General features: G+C 45.7%; 21 protein-coding genes. 12 read left to right on the top strand and 9 right to left on the bottom strand.

Annotated features, from left to right (window positions below; translation table 11 throughout):
• Position 1 precedes the first annotated feature (1 nt).
• The 3 genes from L4D06_RS06645 to L4D06_RS06655 form a co-directional block, all read right to left on the bottom strand.
• On the bottom strand, positions 2–676 hold the full coding sequence (locus tag L4D06_RS06645; RefSeq protein ID WP_274165782.1) for a response regulator: 675 nt from the start codon (positions 674–676) through the stop codon (positions 2–4).
• Positions 677–854: 178 nt separating this feature from the next.
• On the bottom strand, positions 855–2,540 hold the full coding sequence (locus L4D06_RS06650; protein ID WP_274165781.1) for an aspartate:alanine antiporter: 1,686 nt from the start codon (positions 2,538–2,540) through the stop codon (positions 855–857).
• Positions 2,541–2,784: 244 nt separating this feature from the next.
• The gene (locus L4D06_RS06655) at positions 2,785–3,048 is read right to left on the bottom strand and encodes a GrxA family glutaredoxin (protein ID WP_274165780.1); all 264 of its coding nucleotides are present in this window, start codon (positions 3,046–3,048) and stop codon (positions 2,785–2,787) included.
• 318 nt (positions 3,049–3,366) lie between these two features.
• Between L4D06_RS06655 and L4D06_RS06660 the strand changes: the two genes are divergently transcribed.
• Positions 3,367–4,554, top strand: coding sequence for an iron-containing alcohol dehydrogenase (locus L4D06_RS06660; RefSeq protein WP_429738388.1), 1,188 nt, complete (start codon positions 3,367–3,369; stop codon positions 4,552–4,554).
• 17 nt (positions 4,555–4,571) lie between these two features.
• Here L4D06_RS06660 and L4D06_RS06665 read toward each other — a convergent pair whose 3' ends face one another.
• A complete protein-coding gene (locus tag L4D06_RS06665; RefSeq protein ID WP_429738390.1) occupies positions 4,572–5,336 on the bottom strand; it encodes a helix-turn-helix domain-containing protein in 765 nt (254 codons plus the stop codon).
• A 102-nt stretch (positions 5,337–5,438) separates the two neighbouring features.
• On the opposite strand from L4D06_RS06665, the gene L4D06_RS06670 reads away from it, so the two are divergent.
• From L4D06_RS06670 to L4D06_RS06685, 4 genes are all read left to right on the top strand, one after another.
• Positions 5,439–5,924: a YybH family protein gene (locus L4D06_RS06670; protein WP_429738392.1), complete on the top strand. Its 486-nt coding sequence runs from the start codon at positions 5,439–5,441 to the stop codon at positions 5,922–5,924.
• 70 nt (positions 5,925–5,994) lie between these two features.
• Positions 5,995–6,717 carry an oxygen-insensitive NADPH nitroreductase gene (gene nfsA, locus L4D06_RS06675; RefSeq protein WP_429738393.1) on the top strand — a complete coding sequence of 241 codons (723 nt, stop codon included), beginning with the start codon at positions 5,995–5,997 and terminating at the stop codon, positions 6,715–6,717.
• 429 nt (positions 6,718–7,146) lie between these two features.
• Positions 7,147–8,370 carry an L-lactate MFS transporter gene (locus tag L4D06_RS06680; RefSeq protein WP_274165777.1) on the top strand — a complete coding sequence of 408 codons (1,224 nt, stop codon included), beginning with the start codon at positions 7,147–7,149 and terminating at the stop codon, positions 8,368–8,370.
• A 333-nt stretch (positions 8,371–8,703) separates the two neighbouring features.
• Positions 8,704–9,285, top strand: a complete 582-nt coding sequence (locus L4D06_RS06685) for an RNA polymerase sigma factor (protein ID WP_028023403.1) — start codon at positions 8,704–8,706, stop codon at positions 9,283–9,285.
• 222 nt (positions 9,286–9,507) lie between these two features.
• Here L4D06_RS06685 and L4D06_RS06690 read toward each other — a convergent pair whose 3' ends face one another.
• The 4 genes from L4D06_RS06690 to pabB form a co-directional block, all read right to left on the bottom strand.
• Complete coding sequence (locus L4D06_RS06690) at positions 9,508–10,869, bottom strand: L-serine ammonia-lyase (protein WP_274165776.1); 1,362 nt, start codon at positions 10,867–10,869, stop codon at positions 9,508–9,510.
• Between the two features lie 184 nt (positions 10,870–11,053).
• Positions 11,054–12,319 carry a serine/threonine transporter gene (locus tag L4D06_RS06695; protein WP_274165775.1) on the bottom strand — a complete coding sequence of 422 codons (1,266 nt, stop codon included), beginning with the start codon at positions 12,317–12,319 and terminating at the stop codon, positions 11,054–11,056.
• Positions 12,320–12,521: 202 nt separating this feature from the next.
• Positions 12,522–13,217: a CoA pyrophosphatase gene (locus tag L4D06_RS06700; RefSeq protein ID WP_429738395.1), complete on the bottom strand. Its 696-nt coding sequence runs from the start codon at positions 13,215–13,217 to the stop codon at positions 12,522–12,524.
• Positions 13,218–13,266: 49 nt separating this feature from the next.
• Entirely contained in the window at positions 13,267–14,634 is a 1,368-nt protein-coding gene (gene pabB, locus L4D06_RS06705; protein WP_274165773.1) for an aminodeoxychorismate synthase component I, read from the bottom strand.
• Between the two features lie 315 nt (positions 14,635–14,949).
• Here pabB and L4D06_RS06710 point away from each other — a divergent pair, with 315 nt between their 5' ends.
• Positions 14,950–16,464: a fumarate hydratase gene (locus L4D06_RS06710; protein WP_429738512.1), complete on the top strand. Its 1,515-nt coding sequence runs from the start codon at positions 14,950–14,952 to the stop codon at positions 16,462–16,464.
• A 221-nt stretch (positions 16,465–16,685) separates the two neighbouring features.
• On the opposite strand, the gene L4D06_RS06715 is transcribed toward L4D06_RS06710, so the two are convergent.
• Positions 16,686–17,648, bottom strand: a complete 963-nt coding sequence (locus L4D06_RS06715) for an integron integrase (RefSeq protein ID WP_429738397.1) — start codon at positions 17,646–17,648, stop codon at positions 16,686–16,688.
• A gap of 226 nt (positions 17,649–17,874) precedes the next feature.
• Here L4D06_RS06715 and L4D06_RS06720 point away from each other — a divergent pair, with 226 nt between their 5' ends.
• From L4D06_RS06720 to L4D06_RS06745, 6 genes are all read left to right on the top strand, one after another.
• Positions 17,875–18,372, top strand: a complete 498-nt coding sequence (locus L4D06_RS06720) for a hypothetical protein (RefSeq protein WP_429738398.1) — start codon at positions 17,875–17,877, stop codon at positions 18,370–18,372.
• Positions 18,373–18,488: 116 nt separating this feature from the next.
• Complete coding sequence (locus L4D06_RS06725) at positions 18,489–18,938, top strand: hypothetical protein (RefSeq protein WP_429738400.1); 450 nt, start codon at positions 18,489–18,491, stop codon at positions 18,936–18,938.
• Positions 18,939–19,079: 141 nt separating this feature from the next.
• A complete protein-coding gene (locus L4D06_RS06730) occupies positions 19,080–19,589 on the top strand; it encodes a hypothetical protein (protein WP_429738402.1) in 510 nt (169 codons plus the stop codon).
• A gap of 187 nt (positions 19,590–19,776) precedes the next feature.
• The gene (locus L4D06_RS06735; protein ID WP_429738403.1) at positions 19,777–20,157 is read left to right on the top strand and encodes a GNAT family N-acetyltransferase; all 381 of its coding nucleotides are present in this window, start codon (positions 19,777–19,779) and stop codon (positions 20,155–20,157) included.
• A 127-nt stretch (positions 20,158–20,284) separates the two neighbouring features.
• Positions 20,285–20,764, top strand: coding sequence for a hypothetical protein (locus L4D06_RS06740; RefSeq protein WP_429738405.1), 480 nt, complete (start codon positions 20,285–20,287; stop codon positions 20,762–20,764).
• 140 nt (positions 20,765–20,904) lie between these two features.
• Positions 20,905–21,216 carry a DUF5076 domain-containing protein gene (locus L4D06_RS06745; protein WP_429738407.1) on the top strand — a complete coding sequence of 104 codons (312 nt, stop codon included), beginning with the start codon at positions 20,905–20,907 and terminating at the stop codon, positions 21,214–21,216.
• Positions 21,217–21,500 lie beyond the last annotated feature (284 nt).

Raw genomic sequence — 21,500 nt, forward strand, 5'->3', positions numbered from 1 at the left:
TTTAACTGACCTGTAGTTCGAAAATATAACCTTGACCGCGAATGGTTGAAATCGGATTTTCTTGCCCTGCTTGCGTGAGTTTTTTGCGCAAGCGACTCATCATCACTTCGATGGTATTCGGGTCGCCTTCTTGATCTTGGTAAAGCACATCCAATAAGCGGTGCTTAGAGACAACTTGCCGGTTGTGACGAACCATATATTCCAACAAGTCATATTCGAACGCGGTGAGGTCGAGAGGTTTGTCACCGACGGTGACTTTTTTGGCCAGCAAATCGAGCGCAATGTCACCGGCTTTAATTTCAGGTTTCACAAAGCCAGCACTTCGGCGCACGAGTGCGTTTAAACGCGCCACTAACTCTTCTTTTTGGAAGGGTTTTACGAGGTAGTCGTCGCCGCCGGCGTCGAGTGCAGAGACTTTATCCTGCCAATTCGCGCGTGCGGTAAGCACAAGAATAGGGATGCGTATGCCTGCATCGCGAATGTCTTTGATTAAGCTAATTCCGTCTCTGTCGGGTAAGCCTAAATCCACAATTGCGATGTCATTTGGGTAGTCTTTAGCAATGTGAAGACCTTCATTGGCGGTGCTGGCGCAATGGGCTTGGTTACCGATTTCTTGCAGCTCAGTTTTTAGGTGATGACTCAATAAGGGATCATCTTCGACAATCAGAATTCGCATAATGAGCTTCCTTTGTTATGGCGCTGAGAACCTTTTAGAGCGCGTATGAGAGAGTCAGGTTCTTTAGCGAAGCGTAAATGTCATCAATAAATAATTGGATATGATGAAATGATTCAGCGAACAGTTTAACGCTGTTCGCTGAATAGTGGCTGACTTGTTGACCGAGAATGCGATCGAATTAAGTGAGGATGACCAATAGCGTGCCTGCAAAGGTTAACAGGACATTCGCGATCGCATAGGTGCCAGCATAACCTAGAGCAGGTACGGTGCTGCGAGCGTGCTGGTTAATCATGTCCATCGCAGGGGCACAAGTACGTGCACCAATGATTGCTCCAAAGAGCAATGCTCGGTTCATTTTCAAAATGTAAGCGCCGACCAAGTAAGCGAGGATCACCGGAACCACACTGACTGCAAGAGCACCAAGCATGATGGTGAATCCCATTTGTTGTAGATAGTCCCACAGGTTACCACCCGCACTGAGTCCCACGCCGACCATGAAGGTCATCAAGCCCAGCTCTTTCACCATATTGATAGCGCCCTGAGGCACATAACCAAAGGTAGGGTGGTTGGCTCGAAGGAAGCCGAGCAAAATGCCTGCTATCAACAAACCAGAAGCGTTACCCAAGCCTAAGGTCATTTGCCCAAATGTCATGGTGACCAGACCGAAGATCAAGCCAAAGATGAAGAACGAACAAAACGCCAACATGTCTGAAACTTGGCTGTGAATCGAGATAAAACCGATTCGTTCGGCTAAGCCCATAACACGACGCTTCTCGCCACTGACCTGCAATACATCGCCTTTAGATAGCAAGATGTTGTGGTCCATCGGCATTTCAATTTGCGCACGAACAACACGGTTAAGGAAACAGCCGTATTCAGACAAGTTGAGGTCTGATAAGCGTTTACCAATGATGGCATCGTTCTTTACTACAATCTCTTCTTCGACGATGCGCAGGTCGAGCAAATCGCGGTCGAATACTTCTTTACCATTTCGGAACGAGGGGTCGAGGCGCGCATGGCTATCGGGGTAACCCACCAATGCGATTTCATCACCTTCTTGCAATATGGCATCGCCGTCTGGGTTAGCCAGAATGCCGTTGCGTCGAATACGCTCAATATAGCAACCCGTCTGGCGATAGATGCCCAATTCGCGTAGGTTACGTCCGTCTACCCAGTTAATCAGTTCCGGCCCCACACGATAGGCACGAATAATGGGCAGATAGACTTTGCGGTGGGCAGAGTCACCCAAACCACGCTCCATGGCAATTTGCTGGGCAGAATGTTCAAGGTTTTCTTTCTGTAGCTTAGGCATAAGGTTTGCCAGCAATATTAAGCTGACCAAACCAACAAGGTATGCCAATGCATAACCGACACTTAAGTTGTCGATCATGGTCGCAATTTCTTGTGGAGAATAGTTCACGCCTGCCAAGCCTGCATTAAGGGCATCTTTTGCGCCTACTAGCACAGGGGTCGCGGTCATGGCGCCGGCCATCATACCTGTTGCAATACTGCTATCTACACCAAATTGGTATCGCATAAGCAGCGTGATACCCACCGAAGCGGCGAGCACCGTGAAGGCGAGAATCAAGTAGGATTTACCGTCGCGGAAGAAGATTCCGAAGAAGTTAGGCCCAGCCTCAATACCGACACAGAAGATGAACAGCATAAAACCAATGTTCAGTGCTTCTGGGCTAAATGAAAAGCCTGCATGACCAAAGCTCAATGCCGTGACAAGTACGCCAATGGAATTACCAAACTGAAAACCACCAATACGGATCTTGCCGATGGTGAGGCCAATCGCCAATACGACGAAGAGTAAAAGTATGTCGTTTTGAACGAGCAGGTTGTTGACGTCTATGTTCACTGAACCATTATCCGCAGCGGGAGGAAGGAGAATTTCTGGGCGGGTATTATACGCATTTACCGCCAAATGTAATGGAAAGTTGTGACGAAAATGGCATTTTATTTCAGGTGTTTGTCAGGATTTCAGTACATTGGCAGAAATTGCTAACGTATTGTGAATATTCTGCGGAATCTAAGCACAAAAAAGCCAGCGAATGCTGGCTTTTAGCGTTTGTCTGTTTTCAAAAACAGCGGAAATTTGGTGCTTAGTCGTACAGACCCAAGTTAGCTTTTGCGTAAGCTTCAAACTCGGTGAAACCGCCAACATGATCTTGATCTACGAAGATTTGTGGCACTGTTTCTACTGGCTTACCGACAGTTTGCTCTAGGTCAGCTTTACTGATGCCTTCTGCATGAATATCAACATAGCGGTAGTTGAAGTCGTCACGCTCTTCTTTCAGTTTGTCTGCCAGATCTTTAGCGCGCACACAGAATGGGCAACCAGGACGACCAAAAATAACTACGAACATAATATACGATCCTATTAATCATTGATTTTTTGAGATGGCGCCGTTCACATCCATGCGCTTCATCATCTGACTTGTGCAAACTATGCCTGATGCGATCGTAAGTTAAAAGAAGGTTTTGCCTTTTATTCTCATCGATGAAATCTATCAATCGTATTTTGTTGTTCCTCACTCATAAAAAGTTGGCTTGTTGCCGGTATGTGATTGGTACGACACATGTTTAAAACAAGCTTGTTGGATATTCACTTCCCTGCGCTGCATCAATTTACCTATCTTTGACCTGAGCGAAGCTAGTGAGAGATGCATCATTGGGGAGGTTCCATGTTTCAGTTTATGACAGCGACACGGATTATTTTTGGTGAAGGTGCGCTCAATCATTCTCTTTCTTTGTTAAACAACTACGGCTACAGCGCGTTGGTGGTAACGGGGCGAGATGAACAACGTGCAGCGCCGCTTCTTGGTTACCTCAAGCAACAAAACTTACGCTTTCAGCAATTGGCTGTGCACGATGAACCCTTGATTGCCATGGTGGAGGAAATGGCGGCATTAGGGCGATTGTTTAAACCTGACATGATCATTGCGATAGGCGGTGGCAGCGTGATGGATGTGGGTAAGGCGCTCTCAGCGTTGATCCCCAATCAAGGAAGTGTTTATGACTATGTTGACGTGGTAGGGCGTTCACTTCCGCTCACCGCCAAGCCACTCCCTTGCATAGCGATTCCCACCACTGCGGGGACGGGCTCAGAAGTGACTCGTAACGCTGTGTTGATTTCTGCGCAAGAGAATGTGAAAGCGGCAATTAGAAGCCCAGATTTGATCCCCGATATGGCTATTATCGACCCAACGTTAACTTATGGAACCAGCAAAGCGGTCTCAGCGCGTTGCGGCATGGATGCATTTACACATCTGATGGAAGCCTATGTATGTGGTGACCCCAACCCGCTTACCGACATGGTGTGTGAAGAAGGGTTACGTCGGTTAGCCCCCGCGATTATTCATGCCTGTGAAGATGACGACCCGAAGGCGAGGGCAGACATGGCATTTGCTTCTATGCTGGGAGGCATGGCGCAGTCGAATGCCAAACTGGGCGCAGCACATGGTTTGGCGGCAGCATTGGGTGCGGTGCTTGATGCCCCACATGGTGCGATTACCGCGCAGCTTGCGCCTTATGTTATGGCGGAGAACATTCTGGCGGCACGAGAGGTTGGTAGAATGAGCCTGTTAAACCGATATCGCCAATTATCCTGCATTCTGACAGGGCGCCACAATGCGGAGCCGAGTGATGGCATTGTGTGGGTGCAGCGCACCGTGAAGCGCCTCTCGCTTCCTTCGCTTTGTCACTACGGTCTTTGTGAGGCTGTGTTTGATGATGTGGCCGTGCAAGCATTGAGGTCTAGTTCTATTAAAGGCAATGCCATGCCGTTAAATCATGAAAGACTCGTAAACATCATGCGGCGCATGTGTAAGCAAGAACCTATTCATGAGTATTCGCACTCTCTTTCTGACTAACGTCACCATCGGCGGTGTTAAAACCAATGTATAGAGCGGCGTACAAGATCAGTTTGATTCTGTGCGCCTGTTTTATGTCTGGCACTTCTTAGTTGATTTTCAATGGTTCGTACTGATTTATGGAGCGTATCGGCGATTTGTACATAACTCATCCCTTCTGCCGCTAACCGCACCACATTCAACTCTGCATCCGACAACAAGCAATGTTTAGAGACGGCAGATGTTTGACTGGCATCGAACAATGGGGAGAGGATGTATTTGGCAAGCTCATGAATATAGACCTGTTCTTTTGTTGTCCAGACTCTTTCGCGGTCACATTGGTCGATGCATAGAATACCGATATCTTTATGGTGCGTGCCGAGGGACAACGCCATCATGGATTTAACTTCCGTGGCCAATACCGCGTCGTGAATCCCATTCAGAAGAGGGTTCGAGGCGATGTTGTGAAAAATAACCGGCTTTTTCGAGCGCCAAATCGTTTGAAGAGAACGGTGCTTATTAGGAAATACAGCATTTACCATGGAAGGTAGTTCCTCACCCGCATCTCGGTATTCCTGCGTGGGGCAGTAGTGCAATTGTGTTCGTGAAGAAAAGCCGCCATCCACCCTGTTAGCGCTTAGTCGCTCTGCAATAAATCGTGTTGAAATGGCCAGCATCGTCTCTGGGTCGTCGAGCTCTAGAATCAAATGTGCGATGGCATCCTGCGTTTGGCCGTCTAGCTCTTTCCTTCGTTTGTCCAATAGGTTCTTTTTCAACGTGTCTCTATCGGCATATCGCAGCATGATCATTCTCTAGTTCGCCAATCCATTTAGGTATTTTTTGTCATCGTTCAACGCTGTTCCGTTATTTACTATGAATGCTCTCATACATATCGAGGGAACATTATGTTGACACTATTAAACAATCAATTTTTTAAACTGACAGCCAGCTTCTTTTTGTTGTTTTCAAGCTATGTCTCGGCTTCGCAACAAATCTGGCCCACCTTTCAAGATCCAATAGTACAAGTGCAATCGGCCAGTACGGCGTTTCAGTCAACGTTTAATCAAAAAGACGCTGACGGGTTGGGCGTGTTTTATGCGAAAACGGCAACGTTGAAACTGGATCAAAGTTTGCCTGCCCATTATCGCAGCAACATTGTTGAAGCTTGGAGAGCAGGTTTTGAGCAGGGAGTAGAACATCTACAATTAGAGATTATTGAGATTAAGCGCACGGGCTTTCGAAAAGTGGTAGAGGCAGGTAATTATGTGCTTACCATCAATACACCGAACGGTCCTATCGAACAAACGGGCACGTATACCGTCGGGTGGCGTGTTCACCCTTTTGGGGTTAAACCTCCCAAAATAATCTTTGACTTTGTTAACGCCAATTAAACGTCGCACTCGGGCGTCTCGGGTCTTTGTGTCACTATTGACAGTGTTTGGCATAAGACAGGGACGCCCCATGAATGTAACCATCGAGAATTTACTTTCTCATCGATCAATCCGTAAGTTCAACGATCAACCGATTTCTGATGAACAGCGCAACGTAATTTTAGATTGTGCGAGAGCCGCTTCGACCTCAAGTTTCATTCAGTGCACGAGTGTCATTCGCGTCGTTGATCAGGAAAAACGTCGTTTGCTGGCTGAATACGCAGGAGGACAACCTTATGTTGCCGAGGCTGCTGAGTTTTTCGTATGGTGCGCGGACTTCAATCGCCACTTGCAGATCAAGCCGGACGCCAAGCTGGGTTTTGCTGAACAGACCTTGATCGGTGCAATAGACAGCGCATTGGCTGCGCAAAACGCGTTAGCGGCAGCGGAATCGTTAGGGCTAGGGGGGGTATATATCGGGGGACTTAGAAACAACCCCGAGAAAGTGAGTGAATTGCTCGGACTGCCGATGCATGTGATCCCTTTGTTTGGTTTGTGCCTGGGGTATCCAGCACAAAATCCCGAGGTGAAACCGCGCCTACCTTCATCTTTATATGTGCATGAAGATACCTATCAGTTGATGGATGTCGACACACTAGCAACGTACGACCAAACCATTCGTGAATACTATCGAACGCGCACGGGTGGCAATAAAGAAATGAGCTGGAGCGAGCAGATTTCTGGCTCGTTAGATAAAGAATCGCGCCCCTTTATGCATGATTTTTTGCAAAGCAAAGGTTTTGATATTAAGTAGCGTTTGCACTCGCTACGAACTGGTAACTTTTTGCGCTATTCGTGTTAACACATTGCTGGATGTAACAATATATTTCGTCGCTCTGCCCAGTGTTTATAAGGGGTTGGAGCGATTTCTCCCCTCCGTTTATCACCACCTATTCTGCCTGTTTTGCTTCTTTTTTAACCGTGGGAAAAACTTTTTTCGCATTAAACAAAAGTAGATTTTGATCACGCTCTGATTCCTTGATAGACTCCGCGCGCTTTGGTTCTTCTCACTTGATTTGAGAAATACCAAAAATAATTTATGGAGTTGAGTCATTTTGGTCAGCATGGCGGATAAAGTCATGAGATTTTAGTGGTTTGGCTATTTTGTGGGTGACGTTGTTAGGTCTTTGACTTTGGGTTTTTCCAGCGACACCTCTTACTCGTGATTTTATTGAGTCGTAACATGAAAAAACTGAACAAAGCTGCGGGCGTTCTAGCTGCCGGTTTCTTTATCAACATGTGTATAGGCATTCTGTACGCATGGTCTGTATTCAAACAGTCTTTGGTAGAGCAGGGTTGGACAAACGCTGACGCATCGATGCCTTACACCGTCGCAACTATCTGTTTTGCGCTGTCTCTTCTAGTGGCGGGTAACCTGCAAGACCGTATGGGTCCACGTAAAGTGTTGATCCTGGGTACCATCATGGTAGGTCTTGGCATGATCGTGTCTAGCTTTGCAACGACTCCAATGACATTGCTACTTAGCTTCGGTGTGATCACGGGCTGTGGTATCGGCTTCGGCTACGCGTGTCTTGCTCCAGCAGCAATGAAGTGGTTCCACCCTTCTAAGAAAGGTTTGGTTAACGGTCTTATCGCTGCAGGTTTCGGCTTGGCTGCGGTTTACCTTGCACCGCTAACGTCTATGCTGATCACCACGTACGGCGTGAACACGAGCTTCCTGATTCTGGGTGTTGGTATTTTGGTTCTTGCTGTGCCTTTGGCTTGCACCATCAACAACCCACCTGCTGATTATGTACCTGAAGCGCCAGCTGGCTATGTGGCTAAGAGCGGTGCGGGTGAAGCAGACATGAAATGGCGTGCAATGCTGAAAACACCGCAGTTCTATTCTTTGTGGCTGATGTATGCACTGGCTTCATCTGCTGGCCTGATGATTATCGGTAACATTACCTCTATCGCAATCAACCAGTCTGATTTGACTCAGGTTGCTTTCTTGGTTGTTGTTCTGTCTATCTTCAACTCTGGTGGTCGTGTTGCAGCTGGCATCCTATCTGACAAGATTGGTGGCCTGAAAACGCTGATGCTAGCTTTCATCATGCAAGGCATCAACATGATGATGTTTGCAACTTACAACACTGAGTTCACCTTGATGGTGGGTGCAGCGGTTGCGGGTGTAGGCTATGGCACACTTCTGGCGGTATTCCCATCTATCACTGCTGATTACTACGGTTTGAAAAACTACGGTGGTAACTACGGCGTGCTTTACACCGCTTGGGGTGTAAGTGGTTTCATTGGTCCTGTTGTTGCGGCTACCGCAGTGGACATGACGGGTAACTACGTAATGGCTTACACTATCTGTGCAGCGATGCTGGGTGTAGCAGTTGTTCTGTCTTTCATCACTAAACCAGTGAAAGTAGAAGCGACAAACGCACAGGAAGTTGTCGCGTAACGACAAGCGTTCATAATGTTACCGAAACCCGCTCATTGAGCGGGTTTTTTTATACCTGAAATATGGTCGTACCAGCGTCCGTATTTAATATTATGTTCCATGGATGAGAATTCATGAGACATGAAAAATGCTCATTATATTCAGGGTTATTGTATGTTGTTCTGAATAGTTTCGGTTAAGTGACTGATAATAAAACACTGTTCATTACATGAGGTATGACCTGTTCTATTTTTGAGTGATTTTTATACTTTTTTGAATAGAAAACACTGTTTGATTGTTCGCCGTGCATTGGCTAGGTTGTGTTCACCACTCGAATACCAGGAGGGTATTAACATGCATTCAGTGGATTCAACCTGTTCTAATAACAGTGAGCGTGAACAAATAGCAAAGATTCAGGCGGAGCATCCATTAGCTCGCAACTACTTCGATCAATTGGTCGCTTGCTACTTGTCACCATTACATCGTCGATGCATGGCTTGGTTAGGTTGCCCTTATGATGCGGATGACGTATTGCAAGAAACCTTAGTGCGGAGTTTCCGCTACATCCATGCCTATCGCGGCGAAGCTGCATTCAGAAGTTGGCTCTATGCCATCGCAGACAATCAATGCCGAAGCTACTTGAAAAAGCGTGCTACCCACGCGAAGCGCTTCGTTTCTGAAGAAACGCAAGAAGAACCGGGCAGTGAGGAAAAATGCCCTGTTACCACAGATGAGGGCATCTCTCAGACTGTGAAATCCTTGGCGAAACCAGCGCAAGAAATTCTTGTTCTTCGGTTCGAGCATGACCTGTCTCTAGAGGAGATCAGTAATGTGCTAGGGTTGGGTTTAAGCGCAACGAAAATGCGCCTTTACCGAGCCATTGATGCGGCTGAAAAGCACGTGTCGAGAGAGGAGGGGTTACTTGCGATGGCTTAATACCAATCAGATTAAGCGTTTGATCATTCTTGCTGGTTAAAACTGGCAATAGCGCTACGTCAGATATTGATTTTTTTGCGAAAACTCATGATCACCGACTTAATCCGATTGGTATAAGAAGTTCGTGACTCACAAAAAAACCGCCAGATGGCGGTTTTTTTTCTGCGTTAAGCAAAGCGGGCGTTCAGTGAACAGGTCGCTTCTATTAACGAACAGTATTCATTAGCAAATGACTTTGATTGCTAGACCACCTTGAGACGTTTCGCGGTATTTCGCGTTCATGTCTTTGCCTGTTTCCAGCATGGTCTCAATAACTTTGTCCAATGAAACGCGTGGTTCAGACGAACGGCGAAGTGCCATACGGGTTGAGTTAATCGCTTTCATTGCTGCAATGCCGTTGCGCTCGATACAAGGCACTTGTACTTGGCCAGCAACTGGGTCACAGGTTAGACCTAGGTTGTGTTCCATGCCGATTTCAGCAGCGATACACACTTGTTGTGCGCTACCGCCCATCAGTTCAGCAAGACCAGCTGCAGCCATAGAGCACGCCACGCCGACTTCACCCTGACAGCCTACTTCCGCACCAGAAATAGATGCGTTTTGCTTGTAAAGGCCGCCAATCGCGCCAGATACCGCAAAGTAACGAATGTACTCACGTGGGCCAACGTTTTGGATGAACTTGTCATAGTACGCCAATACAGCAGGGATGATGCCACATGCACCGTTAGTTGGTGCGGTAACAACACGGCCACCGGCGGCGTTTTCTTCGTTTACCGCAAAGGCAAACATGTTCACCCAGTCAACCACTGCCATTGGGTCGTTTGAGAATTTCTCAGACGCAATAAGCTGTTGGCGAAGCGCAGCTGCACGACGTGGTACACGTAGTGGGCCAGGCAATACACCTTCGTTGCTCATACCACGGTCTAAACACTCACGCATAGTGCGCCAGATGTTACCGAAGTAGGTTTGAATTTCATCTTCAGAGTGCATTGCGCGCATGTTTGCCATGACAACAGCACTGATTGACAAGCCAGTTTCTTTACAATGGTTCAACAGGTCTTCAGCGCTGTTAAACTCGTAAGGCACTTTAATTTTGTTGTCGTCTTCTTTACCGAAGTTCTCTTCATCAACGATGAAACCACCGCCGATAGAGTAGTAGGTTTTGCTATAGATCTTCTCTTCACCCACCCAAGCGTGAATTTGCATGCCGTTTTCGTGCATCGGCAAGTTGGTGGTGTGGAAGTTCATGCCGCCTTCACGTGGGAAATCCACAGTGTGGCAGTGCATACCAACTGGCAGACGCTCGGTTTCTTCTACACGAGCAATAAAGCCTGGGATGCTGTCGATATCTACGTGTTCTGGCGAGTTACCAGCTAGACCCATGATGATGGCAACATCAGTGTGGTGGCCTTTACCGGTTAAAGACAGTGAACCATATACATCAACAGTGATTTTGGTTACGTCACGCAGTTTTTCCATGCTGCGTAGATCGTCGATGAATGATTTACCGGCTTTCATTGGGCCCACGGTGTGTGAGCTTGAAGGGCCAACGCCGATTTTATAGATATCAAAAACGCTGATCATGTGTCATACCTCAGTCAATGCCCGTGGTCTACATAGACGGGCACTTGGATTAATTCGATTTATCCATCCGTGGAGGTGACATTCTGCGAGCCGTTCATTCCGTGGCTCAGGAAAGGAAAGCAAAAAGAGCAAGATGCGTAGTTGGCATCCTGCTCTTTCATTTCGCGCTATTCTACACGATTAATTACGATAGGAAACTGTACATAATCGCTGAAATCGCTACCAGACCCATGAAGGTCACAAAGATGTTGCTCGCTTTACCACCGTACTTCTGCATAGCCGGTACTTTCTTGATTGCGTACATCGGCATGATGAACAGAATCGTTGCGATGATTGGGCCACCCAGTGACTCGATCATACCTAGAATGCTTGGGTTGATAGTTGCAACAATCCAGCTGGTGATGATAACGAACGATACGGTGAACATGTCGATTTTCTTCAGGTTTACCGTTTTGTTACGTGAACGTAGTTGCTTGATGATTAGACCGTTTAGGCCTTCACGAGCACCCATGTAGTGACCGAAGAAAGAAGAAACGATAGCAACGAATGCAACGATTGGACCCAAGTAAGAGATGAATGGGCTTTCGTGCTTGTTTGCAAGGTAAGACAGAACCGCAAGGTTTTGTGCTTTTGCTTCTGCAAGGTCAGCAGGCGTTAGGCTTAGTACGCAAGAGAACACGAACAGCATAACGAAGCCAAGCAGCATACCCGATGTACGGATAAGGATTTGTTTTGCTTTACGCTCAGCGTCATCACCGTAGTCACGGGTTTGAGCCATAGAGAAAGCAGAAATTGCAGGGCTGTGGTTGAACGCAAACACCAACACTGGGATAGAGATCCAGATGGTAGTCATGAAGTCAGCCACGGTTGGAACTTGCTGCAGCGCAGATGTGTTCCAATCTGGGATTAGGTAAATTGACATGAATGCCAAGATAGCAACCAGTGGGTAAACCAAGAACTGAGTCACTTTCAGCATCAGTTTCTCACCAGCAAGCATAACAGACATCATGCCAAGGATAAGAACGATTGAAAGTACAACACGTGGCAATGATTCCATGCCAAGTTGGTTAACCATGAAAGAGTCAACAGTGTTGGTGATACCAACGCCGTAAATCAGAACGATTGGGTAAATCGCGAAAAAGTAAAGCAAAGTGATGAGTTTACCCGCTGTCGCGCCGAAGTGCTCTTCTACAACTTCAGTGATGTCGCTACCTGGTTTTTTAGAAGACAGTACAAAGCGTGCCAAACCACGGTGAGCAAGGTAAGTCATCGGGCCTACCAAGATCGCCAGTGCAACCAGCGGCCAGAATCCGTTTAAGCCTGCATTGATTGGAAGAAATAGAATACCTGCACCTACAGCTGTTCCGAACAGCGATAGCATCCAAGTTGTGTCTTGCGCTGACCACTTCATTTTGTCTGCGCTTGAAGTTGCGGTGGAGTGAGTTTGCATCAATTAATCACCAATAAAAATACGGAACGGATCTGAATCTGATGCGTATTATTTACATTTTTGCATTGAAAAAAGTGATGCTGATCACTTTTTGTAGCAATAATAATTCGTGCGACGAATTTAATTGATCTCAGTACACATGCATTTTTTAGGGTTTAAAAAACCTGTTTAAAGACTTAAAAAAAAGTTTATTAGTTAAAAATTAGTTTAGACAAAGTTGCTGGCTGAAGGCATAAAGTATCTGGGCGGTCACCCCCCAGATCAGGTGATCTTGGTAGGTCATGGCATAAATGTCATACGTGTTTCCGCGAACAAGGAATGGCTGTTTGCGTATGGCATTTTTTCTCAGAAACTGAGCAAGTGGTACTTCAAAAAGTGTATCGACTTCGTTTTCGTCAATCACGGCGTCGTAATTGGCATCAACAAACGCAATTACAGGTGTGACAAGGTAACCGCTCACGGTAGGTAGGGGCGTTAAGCAGCCCAAAAGATTAGTTCGGTTTGCGGTAACACCAATCTCTTCTTCCATTTCTCTGATGGCGGTGTCGATGATGTCTTTGTCTGAACGTTCAACCTTGCCACCGGGAAAGCTGATTTGCCCTGGGTGGTGTTTTAAATGCGTGGCGCGTTTAGTCAGCAAGACGTGCAATTCTCCCTGTCGTTCAGCAAGGGCTATCATCACGGCGGCGGGACGTAATTCAGTTTGCGTTTGGCGCTTCATCGCATCTGTGGCGCGCCTGATGACCCGTTCGTCATACTGACAACCCGGACTTAAGCTAAATCGCTGTACGAGCCAGTGTCGGGAAAGAGGGCGCATGGGACTCTTACGCTGAGTTGGCGCGGAAAGCGTTGAGTGATTCAACGTGGTGGTATCTGTCATCCGTGTTGCTTTGTCCATGCGCATTTCCTGAGTGTTTCGAAGGCCCTGTTAACGAAGAAGATTTGGGCTATGACAACGTCGGCAATATCTTACTGAGTTTGTCTAATGTTTCTTGATATTCCGAAGCGGCTTCGCTATCTGCTACCACTCCGCCACCTGCCCATGCATAAACGCGCTGCTTATGACACACCAATGTGCGAATGGTGATGCTGGTGTCCATCGTGCCGCAACGGCTGATGTACCCCATGCTGCCACAATAAATACTGCGACGGTGAGGTTCTAACTCCTCAATGATTTCCATGGCGCGTACTTTTGGTGCACCTGTAATTGAACCACCTGGAAAGCATGCACGAAGTAAATCGGTGGCATGGCTATCTTCTGAGAGTGTTCCCGTTACAGTACTGACCATGTGATGAACGGCTGGAAATGTCTCAATATCAAAAAGTTTAGGCACATTTACGGAACCCGGCGAGGCCACTCTTCCAATATCGTTACGGAGCAAGTCCACAATCATGAGGTTTTCGGCGCGATCTTTTTCCGCATGTTGCAAGCAGCGAATGTTTTCAGCGTCTCGTTTTGGGTCATCATTTCGTGGTCGCGTGCCTTTGATTGGCTTGGTTTCTATCTGTTGCCCATGCAATTGTAAGAATCGCTCGGGTGACACCGATAGAAGGGCGCAATCATCCATACGCATGAACCCTGAGAAGGGGGCACCATTGATGCGCGCCAGCCGTTGATAAGCTTCCCACTCACTGCCGTGATAAGGCGCTTCAAATCGTTGCGCCAAGTTTATTTGATAGCAGTCGCCTGATTGAAGATATGCCTGAACACGATCGAATTTCTCTGTGTAACTTTGCGGTGTCATGTTGGCTTGCCACGGCCCTTCCAGTTTGAAATTCGCTTTTTCATGCGCATGATGGCTATCAAGCCATGCAAGGCGTTGATCACCTTGTGGCTGAATAACAACAAGCTGCTTTTCTTGGTGATCCGCAATGACCGCCCAATCATAAATGCCAATAGCAAGGTCTGGAATATCAATGTCTTTCACAGCCAATGATGGCAGCACTTCAACCTGACGCCCTAAGTCATAGCTGAAATACCCAAGTGCTCCGCCCAAAAAGGGCCATGGTTCAATAGGTTTTAGCGTCGGCAGTAAGGACGTTTGCAGCGCGTGGAGTTCTTCAAATGGGTCGGTTTCACTTGCTGAAGTCCGTCCGTCGCGATGACGAATCTGGTTAATGCCATTTTCATGGCACAGCGTTGCGATAGGATCTGCAACCAAAATATCGAACCGATTATCAGGGTGAGACTGCGCAGCAGACTGCAACAGCATGGCCCAAGGAAGGTGCTCAATACGGGAAAAGAGTGACGTGAGTGCTGACGGAGAGTACTCAAGAAACTGCAAAGCGAGGTGCGTACGTCTGGATTCAGTCATTTTCGTGTTTTTGTGATCGGCATTGAAGCGTCAATTGGCGCTGATAGAGTCGTAAGAGTATCATATTCGCGGGGTTTATTCTCACGTCACCTATCGACAGTTTGAGCTCTGATCACCATGTGGAAAGCAACAGTCACGCGTTTTTGGGCATGAAGCCCGAGTGAGCGTTATTGATAAATAGAGACACCGGAAGGTCGCTGTTTAAAAAGCGGCCTACGCTTTGATAATACAAACGCTTTACTGGAAGCCCTGTTTAGCTCGCATCAATAAGCGAGCAAGCAGCGCCAAGGAATCATAACAATGAAAGAGGCAACTATGACTGTCATTCGTAAGGAAGACGTCATCGACAGTGTCGCTGACGCCCTGCAGTACATTTCTTACTATCATCCTATCGACTTTGTTCAGGCCCTAGAAAAGGCGTACAACAAGGAACAAAGCCAAGCAGCAAAAGATGCCATCGCGCAAATTCTTATTAACTCTCGCATGTCTGCAGAGGGTAAACGCCCGATTTGTCAGGACACGGGGATCGTCACCTGTTTTGTGAACATTGGTATGAATGTTCAGTGGGAAGGCGACATGACCGYGCAGCAAATGGTCGATGAAGGTGTACGCCGCGCTTACAACAATTCCGATAACCCTCTGCGTGCGTCTGTGGTTGCTGATCCTGCAGGCAAACGTCTTAATACTAAAGACAATACGCCAGCGGTTGTGCACATCAATATGGTGCCAGGTAACACGGTAGAAATTCAAATTGCAGCCAAAGGCGGCGGTTCTGAAAACAAAACCAAAATGGTCATGCTAAACCCATCTGACGATGTCGCGGCATGGGTAGAGAAAACCTTGCCTACGATGGGTGCTGGTTGGTGCCCGCCGGGCATGCTAGGCATAGGCATTGGCGGTACGGCAGAAAAAGCAGCGGTACTGGCGAAAGAATCTTTAATGGAACATATCGACATTCAAGAGTTGATCGATCGTGGTCCAGAAAACGCAGAAGAAGAACTGCGTTTAGATATCTTTAATCGTGTGAACAAACTGGGTATTGGCGCCCAAGGCTTGGGTGGATTAACCACGGTTGTTGACGTGAAAATAAAAACAGCGCCAACCCACGCGGCATCAAAACCTGTTTGTTTGATCCCTAACTGTGCAGCAACACGCCACGTTCACTTTACCCTTGATGGATCAGGCCCTGCAGATCTTCAACCACCAAAACTGGAAGAGTGGCCAGAGGTGACGTGGGAAGTTGGCGACAATGTACGCCGAGTGAACCTAGACAACATCAGTAAAGATGATATCCAAGAATGGAAAACTGGCGAAACCGTTCTGCTGTCCGGCAAGATTCTGACCGGTCGTGATGCAGCACATAAGCGTATTCAAGAGATGTTGAATAACGGTGAGGGCTTGCCAGACGGCGTCGACTTTAACGGACGCTTTATCTACTACGTTGGCCCTGTTGACGCTGTGGGTGATGAAGCGGTTGGCCCTGCAGGCCCAACGACTTCAACGCGTATGGACAAGTTTACCGAGATGATGCTGGGTGATACGGGCCTAATGGGCATGATTGGTAAAGCGGAGCGTGGCCCTGCAACTGTTGAGTCAATCAAACAGCACAAAGCCGTGTATTTGATGGCTGTGGGTGGTGCTGCATACCTTGTGGCTAAAGCGATTAAGAAAGCCCGCGTGGTCGCGTTTGAAGATTTAGGTATGGAAGCCATTTATGAGTTTGAAGTGGAAGATATGCCAGTGACGGTTGCCGTGGATTCACGGGGTGACAATGCGCACCAAATTGGCCCTGATACTTGGAAAGTAAAAATCGCTGAAATGGATGACTGATTTTTACCAAACTCAACGAGTGTAAAAACCGCGGCTTAGGCTGCGGTTTTTTTTGCTTATATTTCGTAACGTTATTCTGTTGAATCCCTTTTCTTGATTCTTATCTTTTAGAATTCTCCTGCAAAAATCACATCGTGCCCTCCAATAACTGTCACACGGCGATAACATGTTTTCTTTCAACATACGAATGACTGAGCTTCCGCTTAGGGGCGGTAGCGTGGCTAGATACGAGATAGTGGGCTGGTAACACCCTGCGCACCATTTTGAAGTATATGCGTATAAATTTGCGTGGTTCGTACATCCGAATGGCCTAATTGAGTTTGGACGGTGCGAATGTCAGCCCCTGATTGCAGTAAGTGTGTAGCGAATGAGTGGCGCAATGTGTGTGGCGTGACATGTTTCTTTATGTCAGCCAATTTTGTGGTTGTTCGTACGGCTCGTTGCACCTGCTTTTCGTCAATGTGATGGCGGCGAACGAGACCACTTTCAGGGTCTTCGCTGAGATTTTGGGACGGGAACAGGTATTGCCATGGCAATGCGCGGGATTGGGTTTGGTATTTTTCTCGAAGCCTGTGTGGCATCCATACGCCGGAGAAACGCGGATTGTTATTATCTAGGTTCAACACATAATCGACTTGTTGAATTTGGGCTCGAAGGGCATTGAATAGCTCTGGTGCTAGTGTCACGACTCGGTTTTTACCGCCTTTGCCGTCGATAACCTTGATACAGCGAAAATCAAAATCAACATGTTTAACACGCAGACGTACGGTTTCCATTAGGCGTAGCCCACTGCCGTACATGAGCGAGCAGGCAAGATGATGCTTTGTCGGGCAGTATTCTAAGAACCTTTTTATTTCACTCTGGGTGAGCACTTCAGGAAGCTTTTGCTTTTTTTTGCTTGATACGAAATTCAGCTTAAGAGATAGCGGACCATCAAGGATGTCTTTGTAAAGAAAGACCAAGGCGTTTAGTGCCAGTGCTTGGGTGTTTGCCGCAACATCTTTTATGTTAACGAGATCATTGAGGAACTCTTCAACTTCCTTGTCGCCCATTGTTGAAGGGTGACGCATTTGATGAAAGCGAATGTAAGCAGAGATCCAATGAAGGTACGTTTGTATGGTTCGTTTCGCGTAGCGTTGCACATACATTTTTTCGCTTACCATTTGAAGAAAGGGCGATGTCATTGCTGTTTTTCTGCTTATCGGATACTGTGAATACATCCAGCTTAGCCAATGTCGGTGCATAATACTCGCGAAGACCGTTTTGGGGCTTTTTCACTTACCCAGTTTGAGATGTGCATAATAAAACACATGAAAACAATATGTTGCTCACTTTTAAAAAGTGGGAGTTCGTTATTATGAGACACTTCGGGGTGTTTAAATACACCATTTTGATGTCTATTAAAATGTTATGCAACCAGTTAACTACAAGGCTATGAATATAAAATTAGAGTTAGAGAAAGTAAGTAAAAATCCGGCTAAACAGAAAATAGTAAAGCACTATTTGCTGGACTGCTGCGCAAAACTCGTGAGATTTAGATCTAGCGGTCGTTTACCAAAGAATTTACAAATTGCTAAAAAATTTTTGAGTGGTTTCGCCAATCAGAAAGAAATTCACCAAGCCGAATGGGAATTGGAAGGCGAAGCCTTTGGTGTCGAGTATTTCTCGCAAGAAGGCATACAATTCTACTTTAGAGCAAGGAAGGATATTAGTGCTGACCTAGTTAAGGTGAGAATTTCTAAAGGACTTTCCAATAACGCTTCTAGAAAGTATTTGGAGGATATGGCTTACTTTATAGATCATGTATTCGGTCATATTGAGTGCTCATCCAATTGGCTATTTAGAGAAGAGTGCGAGCAGTTTATGTGTCCAAGGATATATTCGAAGTATTTTGGAGTGGCTGCATAACAAGTCATTGAAGTAGGACAAAAAATAGATGGTTTTTGCTCCTTCGTCGCTTATTTTAACCAACTATTTTTAGCCTCTTAATGAGGCGTTATGTATTACCAGAAGTAGGAGTTTTAGTGGAAAGTTTAGATACGTTATCTTTTGATTTCTTTAAACTATTTTCAAGAATTGAATATTCTTTAAAAGCAGCTTCTTTCCATTCCGGTGACGGAAAAGCAAATCCAAATTGGACTAGTTTCGCTCAGGATATAGATGCTAAGTTTCAAGCCGTAAATGATAAAAACCTCGAGGTGTGTAAGCAGTATATTCTTGATAACCCACCGAAGAAGCAGGTGATTGAGCAAGGGAAAATCAAATGGTCTGATACAGCACCAACACCAGTAAATGATACGGACTTGTTGTTGCTTTATGTGCGTCGGGTTAGAAACAATCTATTTCACGGTGGGAAGTTCAATGGGAATTGGTTTGCGCCAGAACGTAGCCAAGAACTTCTAAATAGCTCTATCGTTGTCCTTCAGTACGCGCTTGCATCGAATGAGCAAGTAAAGGAAGCATTTGATAATTAACACATAACAAGAGCATGAACGGGACGTTTACTCGTGGCGCATTTTTCTAAAAGCGGTGATTTAGCCGTTTCAAACAGTTTGGGCTGGTAAACGCCCGTTATGCTAACGTTATGTGTATTCCAGATTTACGAGTGAGTTTTCATGTTTGAGTGGTTCAACAAAACCTTTGCAACAGCAGCACAGCAAGCAACATTATTCTCTATTGTAGTTTCAACAATACTAGCTGTATCGCTTCTACTTCTAAACCAATGGTTTAGTACGCGAAAAGACAATCGCAATCTCAGAATTGTGAAATTGGAAGAGTTCGCTACAGCTATATACTCATACGAAAGGCTTTGCTTGGATATTCTTTCGCGTCTTTACCAACATCCGCCAACAGATCAGCTCATAATCGATAAAATGGTGGCGAGTGTGGAAGCTTCTGACAGAATAGAGATGTTGTCAGCTCTCTATTTTCCCACAATCCCATTTGACCCTAGTTCAACGCAGTCAATAGTTTACAAAGTTCATCGGCAGTTTGATGCTGTGGAGCTGAATCAAAAAACACACCCTAAAGATTACATATCATATGCTGATGCCACCCAATCGTTGATACAAGTACTTTCTGGGCTAAAGTCTTCAGTCAAGCTTGAGATGAAAAAATACACATAACAAGCGAATGAACGAGGGACGTTTACTCGTGGCGCAATTTTTCATAGAAATGCTGTGAATCAGGCATTTCAATCTAGTTTGGCTAGTAAACGCCTGTTATTCGAACGTTATGTGAACTATGGAATTTGAGAGTAAGTGGCTAACTCCTAGTGACTGTGATTTCAGGGGATTGGCATCAGAGCTAAGTTTGAAATTGAAGAATATCACTGGTGACTCAGGCCAAAATTCATTTTCAGTAGACGATTTTGATCCTGAAAAAGATGGATGTATTGTCGTTTACGTAAACAAAATCGCAGTTGCTTGTGGTGTGTTTAGGTATTACGAGCCAAACACTTGTGAGTTCAAACGAATGTACTCTAATCGTGCTGGCGCTGGCGGCTTCCTTCTCAGCCATTTAGAAGTTGAAGCTTTTAATCGTGGGTATACAAAGGTGTTGCTGTCAACTCGAAGGGTTAATACTCAAGCCGTTCGATTCTATCTACGTAACTCTTTCAACGAGATTGAACCTTTTGGACGCTATGTAGGTATTGAAAAGTCCATCTGTTTTGGGAAGGAATTGTCCACATAACAAGAGCATGAACGGGACGTTTACTCGTGGCGAATTTTTCTAAAACGGTGATTTAGCCGTTTCAATCAGTTTGGGCTAGTAAACGCCCGTTATGCTAACGTTATGCCCAATGAACAATAGGTGATAGATGGAAGTGAGAAAGAACAAGATATCTATTTTACTTAAAGACAATTTTTGGTTTGCTATTGGTGTGTTTCTAGCTATCCCATTTTGGTGGGCCATATCAAAAATGGCATCATGGTTAATGATTAAGTCAGTTTTCACTTACTCTGAAGCGTACAGATATGATGAATACGCCGGAAGTGCTCTGTTTGCTGTTTTAATAATCTCTTTGATTCTTCGAATTATGTTTGTATATAAGCATTCATGTATAAGTCTTACAAAATATAGTATCGTGCTAAATGGTAGCTCAGGATGGCTTTCGGTAGACAAAGAAATTTTATTAAATGACCTAGAGAGCATTACCTTTGACAGAAAATTAACCTTTGAGCAAAAGAGTGGAAATCAAACAAGTCTTACTTTAGTTCCTTGTCTTTATGACAAGGAGTCGTTGCAGGGTTTTCTAGAAAAGTCACATATGCTTGGTGTTGAAATACGTCGTGCATAACAAAGGTTTTGAAGGCGGACGAAAAACATCTCCGCAAATTTTGTTATATCAACTTATGGCGTTTACGGTGGCTTCCTTGCGTGAAGCTAATGTTTTTCGCCCCTTAAAACGACGTTATACGCACAAGGAAAGTCAATCACATGCATGAACTACCTATACCTACTGGAACTGCTGGAGATGATGCAGCTAGAGAAATGATCAGAATATGGCTAGCACATGACAGCCTGAATATTTCACTTCATCTCGGAATGTGGGAAGACGCAGAGGACTGCGATATTGATGAAAGAGATGCATGGGGAGAACTTCTTGCAGATACAGTTCAACATATTGCAAATGGAATGCACCAAAGTCACGGCTGGGACAAAGAGCAAACTATAGCTCGAATTACTCGTTCTCTTATAAAGCACTCCAAATGTCCAACAGGCACTATCACAGGTAATTACGTCGAATAGTGCGTATAACAAGTTAAAGCAGCGGAAAACCACTCACTGCGCTCGCGTTTTCCGCTGTTTAAAGAGTTATGCAATTAATACATTCGTGGTTGTGATTTGGATAGTATGGGTGAAGCACTCTTAGCAATTGTTGCGTTACTTTTCATTCTAGGCATTCCCGTATTTATGGGATTTCTTGATGAAATCAAACTAAAGCATAAACGTGTTGAGTTGGAGAATTACGATTTGTTCAAATTCAGAGCAGCTGAAAAGAATGTGGTTTGTAGTCACTGTAATAGTGAGTA

Origin of the sequence: Enterovibrio makurazakiensis (genome assembly GCF_050336585.1) — a bacterium.
Lineage (GTDB): Bacteria > Pseudomonadota > Gammaproteobacteria > Enterobacterales > Vibrionaceae > Enterovibrio > Enterovibrio gelatinilyticus.

Coding starts and splice junctions, on each gene's coding strand:
- L4D06_RS06645 (WP_274165782.1), bottom strand. CDS start 676: ATGCGAATTCTGATTGTCGAAGATGATCCCTTATTGAGTCATCACCTA.
- L4D06_RS06655 (WP_274165780.1), bottom strand. CDS start 3,048: ATGTTCGTAGTTATTTTTGGTCGTCCTGGTTGCCCATTCTGTGTGCGC.
- L4D06_RS06660 (WP_429738388.1), top strand. CDS start 3,367: ATGTTTCAGTTTATGACAGCGACACGGATTATTTTTGGTGAAGGTGCG.
- L4D06_RS06665 (WP_429738390.1), bottom strand. CDS start 5,336: ATGCTGCGATATGCCGATAGAGACACGTTGAAAAAGAACCTATTGGAC.
- L4D06_RS06670 (WP_429738392.1), top strand. CDS start 5,439: ATGTTGACACTATTAAACAATCAATTTTTTAAACTGACAGCCAGCTTC.
- nfsA (WP_429738393.1), top strand. CDS start 5,995: ATGAATGTAACCATCGAGAATTTACTTTCTCATCGATCAATCCGTAAG.
- L4D06_RS06680 (WP_274165777.1), top strand. CDS start 7,147: ATGAAAAAACTGAACAAAGCTGCGGGCGTTCTAGCTGCCGGTTTCTTT.
- L4D06_RS06685 (WP_028023403.1), top strand. CDS start 8,704: ATGCATTCAGTGGATTCAACCTGTTCTAATAACAGTGAGCGTGAACAA.
- L4D06_RS06690 (WP_274165776.1), bottom strand. CDS start 10,869: ATGATCAGCGTTTTTGATATCTATAAAATCGGCGTTGGCCCTTCAAGC.
- L4D06_RS06695 (WP_274165775.1), bottom strand. CDS start 12,319: ATGCAAACTCACTCCACCGCAACTTCAAGCGCAGACAAAATGAAGTGG.
- L4D06_RS06700 (WP_429738395.1), bottom strand. CDS start 13,217: ATGGACAAAGCAACACGGATGACAGATACCACCACGTTGAATCACTCA.
- pabB (WP_274165773.1), bottom strand. CDS start 14,634: ATGACTGAATCCAGACGTACGCACCTCGCTTTGCAGTTTCTTGAGTAC.
- L4D06_RS06715 (WP_429738397.1), bottom strand. CDS start 17,648: ATGACATCGCCCTTTCTTCAAATGGTAAGCGAAAAAATGTATGTGCAA.
- L4D06_RS06720 (WP_429738398.1), top strand. CDS start 17,875: ATGCAACCAGTTAACTACAAGGCTATGAATATAAAATTAGAGTTAGAG.
- L4D06_RS06730 (WP_429738402.1), top strand. CDS start 19,080: ATGTTTGAGTGGTTCAACAAAACCTTTGCAACAGCAGCACAGCAAGCA.
- L4D06_RS06740 (WP_429738405.1), top strand. CDS start 20,285: ATGGAAGTGAGAAAGAACAAGATATCTATTTTACTTAAAGACAATTTT.
- L4D06_RS06745 (WP_429738407.1), top strand. CDS start 20,905: ATGCATGAACTACCTATACCTACTGGAACTGCTGGAGATGATGCAGCT.